The sequence below is a fragment of the Kitasatospora sp. NPDC049258 genome (assembly GCF_040678895.1).
Lineage (GTDB): Bacteria > Actinomycetota > Actinomycetes > Streptomycetales > Streptomycetaceae > Kitasatospora.
In genome coordinates, this window is record NZ_JBFAQT010000060.1 from 14,975 (window position 1) to 32,290 (window position 17,316).

Here is a 17,316-nt window from a genome sequence, read left to right on the forward strand (position 1 = left end):
CGCCCGCCCGACGCCGGGCCGGCGGCGGAGTCTAAGGAATTCCCAACTGCCGCCGTGAGACCAAGGTGGGGTGCAGCCACAGCCCCGACCCCGCCCCGAGGGAGCCCCGTCGATGAGCACCGCCCAACGGCCGATCCTGTTCGTCAGCCTTCCGGAGAGCGGCTTGCTCAACCCGCTGCTCGTGCTGGCCGGTGAGCTCGCCCGGCGCGGCGTGCCGGACCTCTGGTTCGCCACCGACGAGCCGCGCCGGGCCGACGTGCAGCGCCTGGCGGCCGCCTCGGCGGTCGAGTTCGCCTCGCTCGGCGAAGTCTTCTCCGAGCTGTCGGCGGTGAGTTGGACCGACGAGGTCTACCGGGAGGTCACCCAGTCGTCGCGCTTCAAGGCCCACCGCGCCGTCATCCGGCAGTCCTACCGCCCGGACCTGCAGGCCGAGAAGTACCGCCGCCTGGAGACGGTGGCGGACAAGTGCGAGCCGGCCCTGATGGTGATCGACTGCGTGGCCGGCTACGCGGTCGACCTCGCGATCGCGCGCGGCATCCCGTACGTGCTGAGCGTCCCCTTCCTGCCGAGCAACGTGCTCACCTCGCACAGCCCGTTCGGCCCGTCGTACACCCCCAAGGGATTTCCGGTGCCGCATTCCGGGCTCCCTTTCCCGATGAGTCCGGCGCAGCGGCTGACGAACCGTCTCTTCAAGCTCCGCACCCTCGCCCTGTTCCTCAATCCGGCGATGGGGAAGGTGCTCTCCGAGGACGCCCGGATCCGCAAGGAACTCGGCCTCCCCTCGCCCAGCCCGATGACCCGGATCGACCGGGCCGAAATGGTGCTCTGCAATTCGGTTCCGGAGCTGGATTACCGTTTCGACATTCCCGCGAAGGTGAAACTGCTCGGCGCGATGGTGCCGCCGCTGCCCAAGGCCGACCGGGCCGAGGACGACGGCGGGGTGCTGGACTGGCTCGACGCCCAGAGCTCGGTGGTCTACATGGGCTTCGGCACCATCACCCGGCTGACCAGGGAGCAGGTCGCGGCGCTGGTCGAGGTGGCCCGGCGGCTGGAGGGGCGCCACCAGGTGCTCTGGAAGCTGCCGGTGGAGCAGCAGCACCTGCTGCCGCCGCGCGAGGAGCTGCCCGGCAACTTGCGGATCGAGGGCTGGGTGCCCTCCCAGCTGGACGTGCTGGCCCACCCGAAGGTCGAGGTGTTCTTCACCCACGGCGGCGGCAACGGCTTCCACGAGGGGGTCTACTTCGGCAAGCCGCTGGTGGTACGCCCGCTCTGGGTCGACTGCTTCGACCAGGCCGTCCGGGGCCGTGACTTCGGCATCAGCCTCACCCTGGACCGGCCGCAGGAGGTCGATCCGGCGGACGTGGTCGACAAGCTCACCCGGGTGCTCGGCGACCCGTCCTTCCGCCGCAACGCCGAGCGCATCGGCGAGGCGCAGCGCGCCGCCGGCGGCCGCACCGCCGCCGCCGACCTGCTGCTCGGCCTTCCGGCCCTGGCCGCGACCCCGGCATGACGACCTGGCGGCCACCCCGCTCCAGCCCGCTCGACCAGCCCACCAGTGAGGACAGCATGCCGTTCCGCATCCCCGTCTCCCGCCCGAGCCTCGACGGCACCGAGCTCGCCTACGCCACCGAGACGATCGGCGAGGGCTGGATCTCGTCCCAGGGCCCGTACGTGCAGCGCTTCGAGCGGGCCTTCGCCGAGTGGAACGGCAGCGCCCACGGCGTCGCCTGCTCCTCCGGCACGGCGGCGCTCACCCTGGCGCTGCGGGCGCTGGGCATCGGCCCGGGCGACGAGGTGATCGTCCCGGAATTCACCATGGTCGCCTCGGCCTGGGCGGTCACCTACACCGGTGCGACCCCGGTCTTCGTCGACTGTGGCGACGATCTGAACATCGACGTCCGGCGGATCGAGGAGAAGATCTCGCCGCGTACGAAGGCCGTGATGCCGGTGCACGTCTACGGCCGCAGCTGTGACATGGACGCGCTCATGGATCTCGCGCGCCAGTACAACCTGCGGGTGGTGGAGGATTCCGCCGAGGCGCACGGCATTCGCCCGGCCGGTGACATCACCTGCTACTCACTCTTCGCCAACAAGATAATCACCTCCGGTGAAGGCGGCATATGCCTCACCGACGATCCGCACCTGGCCTGGCAGATGGCACATCTGCGCGGCATGGCCTTCTCCCCCGAGCACAACTTCATCCACCGCAAGCTCGCCTACAACTTCCGCATGACCGCCGTACAGGCTGCCATCGCACTGGCCCAGACCGAGCGCCTGGACGGGATCCTGGCCACCCGCCGAGCGATCGAGCAGCGCTACGACCAGGGCTTGAAGGACGTCCCGGGCCTCACCCTGATGCCGCCCCGGGACGTGCTCTGGATGTACGACGTCCGCGCCGAGCGCCGCACCGAGCTGCGCGAGCACCTGGACGCCCAGGGCATCGAGACCCGGCTGTTCTTCCAGCCGATGAGCCGTCAGCCCGGGTACTACGACGCCGGCTGGCCCGAGCTCAACGCGAGCCGGTTCGCCGCCGACGGCCTCTACCTGCCCACCTACACCGACCTCGGCCCCGCCGAGCAGGACCAGGTGATCGAGCAGGTCCGCGCCTTCTACGGCGTGGCCTGACCCGGCACCGACGAGGGAACGACGACATGACGAGTGCCGAACCGCGCGTGGTGGACTTCCCGCTGCGCAAGCCGGGCGAGGCCTTCCCGCCCCCGCACTACGAGGAGTACCGCAAGGAGCCCGGCCTGGTGCTCTCCTACCTGCCGGACGGCCGCAAGGTCTGGCTGGTCACCCGGCACCAGGACGTCCGGGCCGTGCTGACCGACCGCCGGATCAGCTCCAACCCGGACCACCCCGGCTTCCCCAACATCACCGCGACCATGGGCGTGCCCAAGCAGGAGCAGATCCCCGGCTGGTTCGTCGGCCTGGACTCCCCCGAGCACGACCGCTTCCGCCGGGCGCTGATCCCCGAGTTCACCGTCCGCCGGGTCCGCGAGCTGCGCCCGGCGGTCGAGCAGACCGTCGACCGGTGCATCGACGCCATGCTGGCAGCCGGCGACTCGGCCGACCTGGTCGCCGACTTCGCGCTGCCGGTGCCCTCGCTGGTGATCTCGGCACTGCTCGGCGTGCCGCCGGTCGACCGGGACTTCTTCGAGTCCCGCACCCGCACCCTGGTCGCCATCCGCTCCTCCACCGACCAGCAACGCGACACCGTCACCCGGGAGTTGATGCGCTACATCAACCGCCTGGTGGAGATCAAGGCGAAGTGGCCCGGCGAGGACCTGATCAGCCGGCTGCTGGCCACCGGCTCGATCGACCCGCGGGAGATGTCCGGGGTGCTGATGCTGCTGCTGATCGCCGGGCACGAGACCACCGCCAACAACATCGCGCTCGGCGTGGTGACGCTGCTGCAGAACCCGGAGTGGATCGGCGACGACCGGGTGGTCGAGGAGACCCTGCGCTTCCACTCGGTGGCCGACCTGGTCTCGCTGCGGGTCGCGATCGAGGACGTGGAGATCTCCGGCCAGCTGGTCAAGGCCGGCGAGGGCATCATCCCGCTGGTCGCGGCGGCCAACCACGACACCGAGGCCTTCGGCTGCCCGTACACCTTCGACCCGGCCCGCACCGAGCGCCACCACGTCGCCTTCGGCTACGGGGTGCACCAGTGCCTGGGCCAGAACCTGGTGCGGATCGAGATGGAGATCGCCTACCGCCGTCTCTTCGAGCGCATCCCGACGCTGCGCCTGGCCGTGCCGGTGGCGGAGCTGCCGTTCAAGTACGACGGCGTGCTCTGCGGCCTGCACGCGCTGCCGGTCAGCTGGTGACCGCCCCACACCCTGAGGGAGAAACGTTCATGCTCACCGTCGACACCGACCGCTGCGTAGGGGCCGGCCAGTGCGTCCGCACCGCCCCCGCCGTCTTCGACCAGGACGAGGACGGGCTGGTCGCCCTGCGTGACCCCGCGCCCGGCCCGGAGCAGCAGGCCGACATCCGCCTCGCCGCCGCCCTCTGCCCGTCCGGCGCGATCACCGCCACCCCGCAGCACTGACCCCGGCCGGCCCGCGCCCCGCGGGCCGGCCCCGGAAAGGATCCCCTCACCATGACCGCTTCGGAGAGCTCCGCCGCGCTGTGGCTGCGCCGGTACCACCCTGCGCCCGGCAGCCGGGTCCGGCTCGTCTGCTTCCCGCACGCCGGCGGCTCGGCCAGCTTCTACCTCCCCGTCTCGGCCCGGTTCGCCCCCGGCGCGGACGTGATCTGCCTGCAGTACCCCGGGCGGCAGGACCGCCGGTTCGAGCCCTGTATCGACGACATCGGCACCCTCGCCGACCGGATCACCGACGAGCTGCTCACCCTGGACGAGCGGCCCACCGTATTCTTCGGCCACAGCATGGGCGCCGTGCTCGCCTTCGAGACGGCCTGGCGGCTGGAGCAGAAGGGCACCCACGCCCCCCGCTCGGTCATCGCCTCCGGCCGCCGCGCCCCGTCCACCAGCCGAGTCGAGACGGTGCACGACCAGAGCGACGCCGGCGTCATCGCCGAGGTCCGGCTGCTGGGCGGCACCAACCCCCAACTGCTGGGCGACGACGAGATCCTGCGGATGGCGATGCCCGCCATCCGGGGCGACTACCGCGCGATCGAGCGCTACCGCTGCGAGCCCGACCGGGTCGTGAGCTGCCCGATCACCGCACTGACCGGGGACGCCGACCCCCGGACCACCCTCACCGAGGCCGACGCCTGGCGGGTGCACACCACGGGCGCGTTCCAGCTCAAGGTGCTCCCCGGCGGGCACTTCTTCATCGCCGAGCGGCAGGCCGAGGTCAACCAGGTCATCGCGGCCGAACTGGCGTCGGCCGGCTGACGATCCGCTCCTCCGGACGCCACCCCTCCGGCCGAAGCACGTGCAGGACAAGGACTTCTGATGCGCACTCTGCTGGTCGACAACTACGACTCCTTCACTTACAACCTGTTCCACTACCTCGCCGAGGTGAACGGGCGGGAGCCGGAGGTCATCCTCAACGACGACCCCTCCTGGCGGCCCGAACTGCTCGGCTCCTTCGACAACGTGGTGCTCTCCCCCGGGCCCGGCACCCCGCACAACCCGGCCGACTTCGGTCACTGCGCCGAGATCGCCGCCCGGGCCGAGCTGCCCGTCCTCGGCGTCTGCCTCGGCCACCAGGGCCTCGCCCTCGCCCACGGCGCCTCGGTGGGCCTGGCGCCCGAGCCCCGGCACGGCCGCACCTCGCCCGTCCGGCACACCGGCACCGGCCTCTTCCACCAACTGCCCAACCCGCTCGAGGTGGTGCGCTACCACTCGCTCGCCGTCACCCGGCTCTCCCCGGAGCTGGAGCCCACCGCCTGGGCCACCGACGACGGCGTGATGATGGCACTGCGCGTGCGCGACCGGCCGATGTGGGGTGTGCAGTTCCACCCCGAGTCCATCGGCACCGAGGCCGGGCACCAGCTGCTCGCCAACTTCCGTGATCTGACGGACCGCCACGACAAGCGCCCGGCCGCCCGCACCATCCCGTCGGCCGCCCCGGCGGCCCCCGCACCCGCGCCGGGCCCGGTCCGCCGGCTCCGGGTGCTGGCCGAGGAGCTGACCACCGCCTGGGACACCGAGCAGGTCTTCGACCGGCTGTTCCGCGCCGGCGACCACGCCTTCTGGCTGGACAGCAGCCGCCCCGGCGGTCCGACCGGCCGGCTCTCCGTGCTCGGCGACGCCTCCGGGCCGCTCGCCCGGGTCGCCACCGCCGACGTGACCAGGGGCACCGTCACCGTGACCGAGCGCGGCGCGGCCATCGTGCACCAGCGCGAGTTCCTCGGCTGGCTGGACGAGGACCTGGCCGGCTGCCGCACCGAAGTCCCCGAGCTGCCCTTCGACTTCGCGCTCGGCTGGGTCGGCGCGCTCGGCTACGAGCTCAAGGCCGAGTGCGGCGGCAGCCGGGCGCACCCCTCGCCCGACCCCGACGCCGTACTGGTCTTCGCCGACCGGGCGGTGGTGTTCGACCACCAGAGCGGCCGTACCCACCTGCTGGCGCTGGCCGAGGACGGCCGCGAGGAGGCCGCCCGGGCCTGGCTCGCCGCCACCGCCGATCTCCTCGCCGGCCCGGCCGGGCCGCCCCTCGCCGAACCCGCGCCGTCCGGCCACCTGGCCGTCCGGCTGCGGCTGCGCCACCAGCGCGAGGCGTACCTCAAGCTGGTCGACGCCTGCCAGGACGAGATCGTGGCCGGCGAGAGCTACGAGGTCTGCCTGACCAACATGATCGAGGCCGAGACCGACCTCGATCCGTGGCAGGCGTACCGGAGCCTGCGCCGGATCAGCCCCGCGCCGTTCGGCGCCTACCTCGGCTTCGGCGGCCTCTCGGTGCTGAGCACCTCACCCGAGCGCTTCCTGCGGGTCGACCGGCAGGGCGTCATGGAGTCCAAGCCGATCAAGGGCACCCGGCCGCGCGGCGCCACGCCCGAGGAAGACGCCCTGCTCCGGGCCGACCTGGCCTCCAGCGTCAAGGACCGGGCCGAGAACCTGATGGTCGTCGACCTGGTCCGGCACGACCTCGGGCGCTGCGCCGAGACCGGCTCGGTGGTCGCCGACCCGGTGTTCGACATCGAGTCGTACGCCACCGTCCACCAGATGGTCAGCACCGTCCGGGCCCGGCTGCGCCCCGGCTGCAGCACCGTCGAAGGCGTCCGCTCGGCCTTCCCCGGCGGGTCGATGACGGGCACCCCGAAGCTGCGCACGATGGAGATCATCGACCGGCTGGAGGAGGGCCCGCGCGGCATCTACTCCGGCGCCATCGGCTACTTCTCGCTGACCGGTGCGGCCGACCTGAGCATCGTCATCCGCACCCTGGTCCTCAGCGGCGGCCGCCTGCGCTACGGCGTCGGCGGCGCAGTGATCGCCCTCTCCGACGCCGAGGAGGAGTTCGCGGAGACGGTGGTGAAGGCGGCGCCGCTGCTGCGGCTGCTGGGCGCCGAGCTGCCGGGCTCGGCCCCGGAGCAGGTCGGCGCGGCCCCGGGCGCGGGCCGGCTGTAGGCCCTTCCGCCGGGCGTCGGCTCCAGGGCCTTCCCGGCGGCGTCCGGCCGGGCGTCGGCTCCAGGGCCTTCCCGGCGGCGTCCGGCCGGGCGTCGGCTCTAGGGCTTTCCCGGCGGCGTCCGGCCGAGCATGGGAGCGGCAAACCCCCAGGGACTCTTCGGGAGTGATGGTGTCCGTCCACAGCGATGACTACGTGTTCGATCCGTCCGCCGGTGCTCCGGCGGCGCTGGGCGGCCACACGCTCCCGGCCGTGTTCGAAGCGGCCGTCCGGGTGGCCCCGGACGCCGTCGCCCTGGTCGACGGCGAGCAGGAGCTGACCTGGCGGGAGTGGCAGCAGCGGGTGTACGCCCTGGCCCGCGCGCTGCAGGAGCTCGGCGTCGGGCCCGGCGACGTGGTCGCCGTCCAGCTGCCCAACTGCTGGGAGTACCAGGCCCTGCACGTCGCGATCGCGACCGTCGGCGCGGTGCTGCTGCCCGTCCACGCGGGCAACGGCCGCGTCGATGTGCTCGCACTGCTGCGCCGGGTCGACCCGGCCGCGGTGGTGCTCGGCCCGGAGGCGGCCGCCGACGGACACCGGCTGCTCGACCAGGTGCCCTCGCTCCGGGCCGTCCTGGTGGCAGCAGAGGACGAGCAAGCCGTCACCGGTCCGGCCCGACCGCTCGGATCGCTGCTCGCGCTCTGGGCCGGCCACCACCCGCACCGGGTCGAGGTCCGGCCGGAGCAGCCGCTGGTGCTGATCCCCTCCTCGGGCACCACCTCGGCCCGGCCGAAGCTCTGCCTGCACAGCCACGACGGCTTGCTCTCCAACACCGCGCCGGTCGCCGTGGAGGGCGGCGAGGCCTTCGCCGGCGCGATCCTGACGGCCTGTCCGCTGACCCACCTGTTCGGCCTCCAGTCGCTGCACACCGCGCTCTTCCGGGCCTGCCGCCAGGTGCTGCTGCGCGGCTGGGACACCGACCGCTTCCTCGCCCTGGCCCGGCGCAGCCGCCCGAGCGCGGTCTTCGCCGTGCCCGCCCAGCTGCACGACGTGGTCGCCGCCTTGGCCCGCACCGGGCAGTCGGCCGGCTTCCGTCCGTACGAGGTCCGTACGGCCGGCGCCGCCGTTCCCCCCGCGCTGGTCGGCGCCGTCCGGGACATCCTCGGCAGCGCCCTGGTGGTGGTGTGGGGCATGTCCGAGCTCGGCACCGGCACCCGGACCGCCGCCGCCGACCCGGCCGAGGTCCCGGCGCGCAGCGTCGGCCGGCCCACCCCCGGCGCCCGTGTCCGGGTGGTCGACGCGGACGGGCGGGAGTTGCCCCCGGGCGAGGCCGGCGACCTGCAGTACCGCAGCCCCAGCATGTTCCGGGGCTACCACGGTGAGCCGGAGCTGACGGCGGCCGCGATCACCCCCGACGGCTGGTTGCGCACCGGTGACCGGGCGAGCCTGGCGGCGGACGGGCGGCTGCGCTTCCACGGCCGCGCGGCCGAGCTGATCAACGTCGGCGGGCGGAAGTTCGACGCCACCGAGGTGCAGGCCGCGCTCGCGGACCTGCCCGGCATCGGGCCGCTCGCCGTGGTCGGCAAGCGGGACGAGCGGCTCGGCGAGTACCCCTGCCTGGTGCTCACCCGGCAGTCCCCGGTCGGGCTCGGCGCGGTGACGGAGTACCTGCGCGAGCGCGGGGTCGCCGACTACAAGATCCCGCTGGAGCTGCTGACCGTCGAGGCGCTGCCCCTCACCCCGGCGGGCAAGCTGCACCGGCGGACCCTGGAGGAGCTGGTCGCCGCCGAGCTGCCCGCTGCCGCCGGCCCCGGCCCGGACCTGCCGGACTTCGCCGAGGCGCTCGACCTGGTGCGCGCCTGCGTGGCCCGGGTGCTGGACCAGCCGGACGACGCGGAGCCGACCCCGCCCATCGGCCCGGAGACCGCCTTCCGCGCCCACGGGCTCGACTCCGTCCGCACCATCCGGCTGCGGAACCTGCTGGCCGAGGCGCTTGGCCGACCGCTGCCGGTGGGTCTCGGCTTCGACCACCCGACCCCCGCAGCCGTGGCCCGCCTGCTCTCCGGACGGCCCGCAGCGCCGGTGGACCTGCCGGCCACCGCCTCCGCCGAGGACGAGCCGGTGGCGATCGTCGGCATGGCCTGCCGACTGCCCGGCGGCGTCGGCTCGGCCGAGGAGCTCTGGCGGCTGGTGGCCGAAGGCGGCCACGCCGTCGGCGACTTCCCGTCCGACCGGGGCTGGGACCTCACCGGGCTGTTCCACGACGACCCCGAGCACCCCGGCACCTCGTACGCCCGCCAGGGCGGCTTCCTTGCGGGCGCCGCCGAGTTCGACGCCGCCTTCTTCGGCCTCTCCCCGCACGAGGCGCTCGCCGCCGACCCCCAGCAGCGCCTGCTCCTGGAGACGGCCTGGGAGGCCCTGGAGCACGCCCGGATCGACCCGACCACCCTGCGCGGCAGCCGCACCGGAGTCTTCACCGGCGCGATGTACCACGACTACGCGGCCCACCGCGCGGGCGCGGCAGCCGAGTTGGAGGGTCTACTGACCATCGGCACGGCCGGCAGCGCGCTGTCCGGCCGGATCTCCTACAGCCTTGGCTTCGAGGGCCCGGCCCTCACCGTCGACACCGCCTGCTCCTCCTCACTGGTCGCCCTGCACCTGGCCTGCCGCTCGCTCCGCTCCGGCGAGTCCTCGCTGGCGCTGGCCGGCGGGGTGGCGGTGATGGCCACGCCGACGGCGTTCGTGGAGTTCTCCCGGCTGCGCGGGCTCTCCGCCGACGCCCGGTGCAAGGCCTACTCGGACGATGCCGACGGCGCGGCCTGGGCCGAGGGAGTCGGCCTGCTGGTCCTGGAGCGGCTGAGCGACGCCCGCCGCCACGGCCACCAAGTGCTCGCCCTGGTCCGGGGCTCCGCCGTCAACCAGGACGGCGCCTCCAACGGCATCACCGCCCCCAACGGCCCCGCCCAGCAGCGCGTGATCCGCCAGGCCCTCGCCGCCGCCGGTCTCACCCCCGCAGACGTGGACGCCGTCGAGGGCCACGGCACCGGGACCGCCCTCGGCGACCCGATCGAGGCCGAGGCCCTGCTCAGCGCCTACGGCCGGGACCGCCACCCCGGGCGGCCGCTCTGGCTCGGTTCGGTCAAGTCCAACCTCGGCCACACCCAGGCCGCGGCGGGCGTGGCCGGTGTGATCAAAATGGTCCAGGCCCTGCAGCAGGAGGAGCTCCCCCGCACCCTGCACGTCACCGCACCCTCCACCGAGGTCGACTGGGCCTCGGGCGAGGTACGGCTGCTCACCGAACCGCGCCCCTGGCCCCGCGAGGCCGGGCGCGCCCGGCGCGCCGGGGTCTCCTCCTTCGGGATCAGCGGCACCAACGCCCACGTCGTCCTGGAGGAGGCCCCGACGGAGGTGAGGGACTCCGGGACCGGACCGGCCGACGTGGCACCGGACCTGGCCGTCGTGGGGCACGACCTGACCGCCGCAGGCGCCCCCGTGGTCCCCTGGGTGTTCTCCGCGCGGGACGAGGCAGCGCTGCGGGAGCAGGCCGGACGGCTCGCGGAGCGGGCCGACGCGCATCCGCCGCGTGACACCGCCCTCGCGCTGGCCACCACCCGGGCCGTGCACCCCCGCCGGGCCCTCGTGCTCGGCGCGGACCCGGCCGAACTCCGGTCCGCGCTGACCGCGTTCGCTGCCGGCCGGCCCTCGGCCGTGCTTCCGGTCACCGGCGGCGAGCGGGCCGGGGACGGCCGCCTCGCCGTGCTGTTCACCGGCCAGGGCAGTCAACACCTCAGCATGGGCGAGGCGTTGGCCCGTGCGTTCCCGGTCTTCGCGGCGGCCCTAGGCGAGATCCGGACCGCACTCGACCCTCTGCTCGACCAGCCGCTCGCCACCGTGCTCGGCAATGCCTCGGCGCTCGACCGTACCGGTTACGCCCAACCCGCCTTGTTCGCCCACGAGGTGGCGCTGTACCGGCTGTTCGAGTCCTGGGGCGTCCGCCCCGGGCTTCTGGCCGGGCACTCGGTCGGTGAGCTCGCCGCCGCCCACGTGGCCGGGGTGCTCCCGCTCGCCGACGCCTGTGCGCTGGTCGCGGCCCGGGGCCGCCTGATGCAGGCGCTGCCCGGCGGCGGGGCGATGCTCGCGGTGCGGATCCCCGAGCCGGAGCTCGGCCCCTGGCTGGCCGGGCTCGACGAGGTGGTGTCGGTCGCCGCCGTCAACGGACCGCAGTCCGTGGTGCTGTCCGGCGCGACCGAGGCCCTGGCCGGTCTCGACGAGCGGCTGCGGGCGGCGAGCCACCGGACCAAGCGGCTCGCCGTCAGCCACGCCTTCCACTCCCCGCTGATGGACCCGATGCTGGCGGAGTTCCGTACCGCGATCGCCGGTCTCTCCTTCGCCGCGCCGACCGTCCCGCTGATCTCCTCCGTCACCGGCCGCCCGCTCACCGAGCACCAGGCCCGCGACCCGGAGTACTGGGTGCGCCAGGTCCGCGAGCCGGTCCGTTTCCGCGCCGCCGTCGACCAGCTACGACGCGAACGCGTCGACGTCTTCCTGGAGTTGGGCCCCTCGGCGGCGCTCGCACCGATGCTGGAGGAGTGCCTCGCCGAGCCGGCCGCCCCGCACCGCACCGCCCTCGTGCTGACGGCCGGACCGGGTGACGGGGACGAAGGGCGGGCCGCCCTCGCCGCGGTCGCGCGGCTGCACCTGCACGGCGTACCGGTCGACTGGGCGGCCGTGCTGCCGGGCGCCCGGGCCGTCCAGCTGCCGAGCTACCCGTTCCGGCGCCGGGCGTACTGGCTCTCCGCCGCCCCCGGCCCGGCCCTGACCGCCTGCGCCACCACCGAACTCCCTACCCCTGCAATACAGTTGGCCGGACTGACCGACGCCGAGCAGGACAAGGTGCTGCTCGGCCTGGTGCTCGACGCGACGGCGGCCGTCCTCGGCCGGCCGGCCGAGGAGCTCGGCGGTGCGCAGGCCTTCCAGGATCTGGGCGTCAACTCGGTCAACGCGATCGAGCTGCGCAACCGGATCACGGCCGCCACCGGCGCGGCACTGACCACAACGCTGGTCTTCGACCACCCGACGCCCGCCGCCGTGGTCCGGCTGCTGCGGACCGAGCTGCACACCCCGTCCGGAGCCCCGGCCGCCGCCCGCTCGGCCACCGAACTCCTCGATGAACTCGACGAATTGCTGGGCGACGGGCGACCGGTGGAACCGGACACCGCCACCCGGCTCCGCGAGCTCGCGCGACGCTGCGCCCCGGCACCCGTCCGGTCCGCCGCCCCCGACCTCGATCTCGACGCCGCCACCGACGAGGACCTCTTCCGCCTGATGGACGCCGACTGACGGACGCCCGCCGAGACGCCCGCTGACGGACACGTGCCGATGAACGCCGAGCGACGCCCCCTCCTGGAGACAGCATGACCGCACCCGCCCTGCTCCCCGCCCCCGCGCGCGCTGGAGGGGACACGATGATCGAGGCGCACGGCCTCGGCAAGACCTTCGGCTCCGTCCGAGCGCTCGACTCGGTGAGCCTCTCGGCCCGCCGGGGCACCGTCCTGGCGCTGCTCGGCCACAACGGCGCGGGCAAGACCACCCTGGTCTCCATCCTCAGCGCCGCCCTCGCCCCGAGCGAGGGCCGGGCCTCGATCGCCGGGTACGACGTCACCCGCGAAGCCCGTCAGGTGCGGCAACGGATCGGGCTGACCGGCCAGTTCGCCTCGGTCGACGGCCAGCTCAGCGGCCGGGACAACCTGCTGCTGCTCGCCCGGCTGCTCGGTGCGGGCCGCCGGGCCGCCCTGGCCCGGGCGGACGAGCTGCTCGAACTCTTCGGCCTCACCGAGCTCGCCGACCGCCGGGCCCGCACCTACTCCGGCGGCCTGCGCCGCCGGCTCGACCTGGCCGCGAGCCTGGTCGGCCGCCCGGAGGTGATCTTCCTCGACGAGCCGACCACCGGCCTCGACCCGGCCAGCCGGCTCAACCTGTGGGAGATCGTCGAGGGCCTGGTGGCCGAGGGCACCACCGTGCTGCTCACCACCCAGTACCTGGAGGAGGCCGACCGCCTCGCCGACTCGATCACGGTGCTCTCGGCCGGTTCGGTGATCGCCAGCGGCACCGCCGCCGACCTCAAGGCCCGGGTCGGCCGACGCACCGTCACCATCGACCTCGACCCCGCCGACGACCGGGACACCGCCCTCGACGCCCTGCGCCGGGCGGGCCTGACCCCGGTGACCGGCCGGGAGGACGGCGCGGTCGTCCTCCCGGCCGACGGCTCCCGGGAGATCGCCGCCGTGGTCCGGGCCCTCGACCAGGTCGGCATCGAGGCCGCCGAGCTCATCTACGGAGAGCCCAGCCTCGACGACGTCTACCTCACCCTCTCCGGCCACCCGGCCGGCTCCTCCCTGCTGCTCCCTGAAGGAGCCACCCCGTGACCACCTCCCTCGCGGCCCCCCGGGCAACCGCCACCACCCTCACCTGGCAGGGAAGCTCAGCACTCACCCAGGTCCGCGTGCTCACCTGGCGCTGCGTCCGCGCGCTGCTGACCGACCCCGCCGTGCTGCTCTTCGGCCTGCTCCAGCCGGTGATCACCCTGTTCGTGCTGACCCAGGTATTCAGCAAGATGGGGCCACCGCCGCACTTCCCGCCCGGCATCAAGTACCTGGACTTCGTGCTGCCGGCCGTGCTGGTGGACAACGCGGTGCAGTCCGCCGTCCAGTCCGGTATCGGGCTGGTCGAGGACCTCAAGAACGGGCTGGTTTCCCGGCTCCGCTCGATGCCGGTCGCCCCCGGCTCGCTGCTGGTCGCGCGCAGCCTGGCCACCCTGGTCCGCAGCGCGATCCAAGCCGGCATCATCCTGCTGCTGGGCACCACGGTGCTCGGCTACGCGCCGCACGGCGGCGTCACCGCCATCGCCGAGTCGGTCGCCCTGACCCTGTTCATCAGCTGGTCGCTGGCCTGGGTCTTCATCGCGGCGGCGGCCTGGCTGCGCCGCGCCGAGCCGATCCAGAACCTGGCGGTGATCGCCGTGCTCCCGATGATGTTCGCTTCCAGCGCGTACATCCCGGTCGCCGATCTGCCGGACTGGCTGGCCGCCGTCTCCCGGCTCAACCCGCTCACCTACGCGATCGACTCGACCCGTGCGCTGGCCCTCGGCCTGCCCGGGTCCACGGCGGCGCTGCCCGCGCTGCTGCTCGGCGCCGGCGTCGCGGCCGTGGGCGCGACCCTCGCGGCCACCGGCTTCCGCCGCCCCCTCGGCCAGGGCTGACGAGCCCGCTCCACCACGTTCCCCTCCTGGCACCGGCGCGCCGGGAGGGGAACGTCCGTTCAGCTCGCGGCCGGCCCGCCCTCGGCCCGGACCGCGACGGTGTACAGCGGCCAGCCGTCCTGATCCGGGTGACAGGTCACCTCGGTGAACTGACCGGTGCCGCGCAGCAGGGCCGGCACCGTGGCGCCGTGCAGGTGTCCGTGCTCCAGCACGAGCGTGCCACCGGGACGCAGCAGGCCGGTCGCGGCGGCCACCACCTGGCGGACCACCCAGAGCCCGTCCGCCCCGCCGAAGATCGCCTGTCTCGGCTGGTAGCGGCCGAACTCGTCCGACACCTCGGCCTGTTCCGGCATGAACGGCGGATTCGCCAGGACCAGCGCCGCCTGCCCGTCCAACCCGGTCAGCCGGCCGGCCCCGGTCACCCCGCCCTCGTGCACCACGATCGCGGTGTCCCCCAGTGCGGCCCGCCGCGCGGCGTTGCGCCGCGCGAAGTCCGCCGCGACGGGGTCGAACTCCACCGCCTGCGCCCGCGCGTCCGGCCGCCGGTGCGCCAGCGCCAGCGCGATCGCCCCTGACCCCGAACAGAGGTCGACCACCTCCGGGGCCACCACCCCAGCCACCGCCCGCAGGCCCGCCTCGAGCACCAGTTCGCTGTGCGCCCGTGGGACGAAAACCCCCGGGCCGACCACCAGTTCGAGTCCGGCGAAGCCCGCCACCCCGGTCAGATGTCCCAGCGGGACACCGGCCACCCGTCTCGACACCAGGTCCCGCAGCCGCCGGACCGCCCGCCCGTCGAGCTCACGCTCCGGCGCCAGCGCCTCCGTCTCGCCACCCAGCACCCGCGCGGCCAGCTGCTCCGCCTCGGGCCGCGCAGCCGCCTGCACGGCCGGCTCCAGCTCCCGGGTGGCCTCCTCCAGCCACTCCCCGAGCGTCACCGGCCCGGCCGCTCCTGGCCGGCCCACCTCCCCGCCGGGTCCTTGCTGTCTCGTCTGGCTCTCCGGTCCCACCGGTCTTGTTGGTCTCACCGCAGCGTCTTCCTTCGCTCCGTCAGTCCGCGAACTCCCCGGCCCGGCCGAACCGCCGGGCCGGTGCGCGTCAACCCTGCTACAGCGGGAGCTAGGTGAGAGTCCAGACATTGGGGCAGGCTGAGCCGCGAGGGACGCCTGCGACGGCGAACCCCCGCGGCTCGGCGGGCGCACTCGATCTCTCCGCAGTCAGGAGAGGCCGAGCTCGTTGTCCAGCAGATCGAACATCTCGTCGTCCGAGGCCGCGTCGAAGTCGAACGCCTCCTCGGCACCGCCCGCTACGGCCGGCCCGGTCGCCGCAGCGCCCCGAGCCTGCCACTTCGACCTCAGCACCTCCAGCCGCCCGGCCACCTGGGCGAACAGTTCCTCGTCCACCTCGGTCTCGCCGAACGCCCGCTCCAGCTGCTCCAGTTCGGCCAGCAGCGCGGCCGGGCCGGCCGTCGGCTCCGGGCCGAGTTCGAGCCGTCCGTACAGGTGGTCCGCCAGCTCCTGCGCGGTCGGGTAGTCGAACACCAGCGTGGCCGACAGCCGGACCCCTGACAGCGCACTCAGCCGGTTGCGCAGCTCCACCGCCGTCAGCGAGTCGAACCCCAGGTCCTGGAACCTGCGCTGCGGATCCACCTCGTCCGCCTGCCCGTGCCCGAGTACGCCCGAGACCTGGCCGCACACCGCCACCAGCAACGCCTCGCGCCGCTCGGCCTCCGGCAGCGCCGACAGCCGTCGGAGCAGCTCCCCGCCGTCACCGCTGCCGCCCGCACCCGCCGCCGACGCCCGCCGCACCTGCGGGCGGACCAGCCCGCGCAGCAGCGCCGGCACCCCGCCCCCGGCCCCGAGCACCGCCAGGTCAAGCCGGATCGGCAGCACGCACGGCTCAGCACCGGCCACCGCCGCGTCGAGCAGCCCGAGCCCGTGCTCCACAGTGAGCGGCGGCATACCGGCCCGGCTCATCCGCTCGATCTCGGCCTCGGTCAGCTCGCCCGTCATCCCGCTGGTACCGACCCACGGACCCCAGGCAAGGGACACACCCGGCAGCCCGAGCGTCCGGCGGTGTGCGGCGAGCGCGTCCAAGTAGGCGTTGGCAGCCGCATAGTTGGCCTGCCCGGCGTTCCCCAGTGTGCCGGCGGCGGAGGAGAAGAGGACGAAGGCGGTCAGGTCGAGATCCTTGGTCGCCTGGTGCAGGTTCCACGCGGCATCGGCCTTCGGCCGCAGGACCGCCGACACCCGCTCGGGCGTCAGCGAGCCGATCATGCCGTCGTCCAGCACACCGGCGGTGTGCACCACCGCGCGGATCCCGCCGTGCCGGCCGACCAGTGCGTTCACCGCATCGGCGTCCGACACGTCACAGGCCTCGACCAGCACCTCGGCACCCAGCCCGGCCAGTTCGCCGACCAGCACCTCGGCGCCTTCTGCGCTCATACCGCTACGGCTGACCAGCAGCAGCTGACGCACCCCGTGCTCCACCACCAGGTGCCGGGCCACCAGACGGCCCAGTCCACCGGTACCACCGGTCACCAGGACACGTCCGTCCCACTCCTGAGCCGCACCGGACGCCTGCGCCCGGGCGAGCCTCGCCACGAAGGCCTCGCCGCCTCGGACCAGCACCTGCGGCTCGTCCAAGCCCAGGACCCCCGGCGGCAGTTCGCCGCTGTCCGCGAGATCCACCAGCCCGAACCGGCCCGGCTCCTCCGACGACGCCGACCGCACCAGACCCCACACCGCAGCCCCGGCCAGGTCAACCCCCGCCACCACGCCACGCGTCACGAACACCAACCGGGAGCCCGCGAACCGCTCCTCCGCCAGCCAACCCTGGACGAGAGCGAGTGCCCCGCCAACCTCGGCATGCACCTCACCACCATCCAGCGCAACCACCACCACCAGCGGCACCTCCACCAACCCGGCGAGACCCTCCACGCCGAGCTCGGCGAACGCCACCGGCTCGCCTGCCGCCACCGGCACCCACTCCACCCGGAACAACGAGTCCCCACCAGAAGAGCCCAACTGCTCCGCACTGATCGCC

At 74.0% G+C, this 17,316-nt stretch carries 11 protein-coding genes; 9 read left to right on the forward strand and 2 right to left on the reverse strand.

What is annotated here, in order from left to right; genetic code table 11:
* Window positions 1-112 precede the first annotated feature (112 nt).
* The 9 genes from AB0K43_RS29915 to AB0K43_RS29955 all read left to right on the forward strand — a co-directional run bounded on the left by AB0K43_RS29915 (window position 113) and on the right by AB0K43_RS29955 (window position 14,274).
* On the forward strand, window positions 113-1,510 hold the full coding sequence (locus AB0K43_RS29915) for a glycosyltransferase (protein WP_363645265.1): 1,398 nt from the start codon (window positions 113-115) through the stop codon (window positions 1,508-1,510).
* 56 nt (window positions 1,511-1,566) lie between these two features.
* Complete coding sequence (locus AB0K43_RS29920; protein WP_363645267.1) at window positions 1,567-2,625, forward strand: DegT/DnrJ/EryC1/StrS family aminotransferase; 1,059 nt, start codon at window positions 1,567-1,569, stop codon at window positions 2,623-2,625.
* A 26-nt stretch (window positions 2,626-2,651) separates the two neighbouring features.
* On the forward strand, window positions 2,652-3,830 hold the full coding sequence (locus AB0K43_RS29925) for a cytochrome P450 (RefSeq protein ID WP_363645269.1): 1,179 nt from the start codon (window positions 2,652-2,654) through the stop codon (window positions 3,828-3,830).
* A gap of 29 nt (window positions 3,831-3,859) precedes the next feature.
* Window positions 3,860-4,054, forward strand: coding sequence for a ferredoxin (locus AB0K43_RS29930; RefSeq protein WP_363645271.1), 195 nt, complete (start codon window positions 3,860-3,862; stop codon window positions 4,052-4,054).
* Between the two features lie 51 nt (window positions 4,055-4,105).
* Window positions 4,106-4,864: an alpha/beta fold hydrolase gene (locus AB0K43_RS29935; RefSeq protein WP_363645273.1), complete on the forward strand. Its 759-nt coding sequence runs from the start codon at window positions 4,106-4,108 to the stop codon at window positions 4,862-4,864.
* Between the two features lie 60 nt (window positions 4,865-4,924).
* Complete coding sequence (pabB, locus tag AB0K43_RS29940) at window positions 4,925-7,039, forward strand: aminodeoxychorismate synthase component I (protein ID WP_363645275.1); 2,115 nt, start codon at window positions 4,925-4,927, stop codon at window positions 7,037-7,039.
* A gap of 166 nt (window positions 7,040-7,205) precedes the next feature.
* On the forward strand, window positions 7,206-12,356 hold the full coding sequence (locus tag AB0K43_RS29945; protein WP_363645277.1) for a beta-ketoacyl synthase N-terminal-like domain-containing protein: 5,151 nt from the start codon (window positions 7,206-7,208) through the stop codon (window positions 12,354-12,356).
* A 74-nt stretch (window positions 12,357-12,430) separates the two neighbouring features.
* Window positions 12,431-13,441, forward strand: a complete 1,011-nt coding sequence (locus tag AB0K43_RS29950; RefSeq protein WP_363645279.1) for an ATP-binding cassette domain-containing protein — start codon at window positions 12,431-12,433, stop codon at window positions 13,439-13,441.
* Window positions 13,438-14,274, forward strand: a complete 837-nt coding sequence (locus AB0K43_RS29955; RefSeq protein ID WP_363645281.1) for an ABC transporter permease — start codon at window positions 13,438-13,440, stop codon at window positions 14,272-14,274. Before AB0K43_RS29950 ends, AB0K43_RS29955 begins: the two co-directional genes overlap by 4 nt.
* 59 nt (window positions 14,275-14,333) lie before the next feature.
* Here AB0K43_RS29955 and AB0K43_RS29960 read toward each other — a convergent pair whose 3' ends face one another.
* On the reverse strand, window positions 14,334-15,209 hold the full coding sequence (locus AB0K43_RS29960) for a HemK/PrmC family methyltransferase (protein ID WP_363645283.1): 876 nt from the start codon (window positions 15,207-15,209) through the stop codon (window positions 14,334-14,336).
* 279 nt (window positions 15,210-15,488) lie between these two features.
* On the reverse strand, window positions 15,489-17,316 hold a 1,828-nt coding region (locus AB0K43_RS29965; protein WP_363645285.1), incomplete at its 5' end, for an SDR family NAD(P)-dependent oxidoreductase.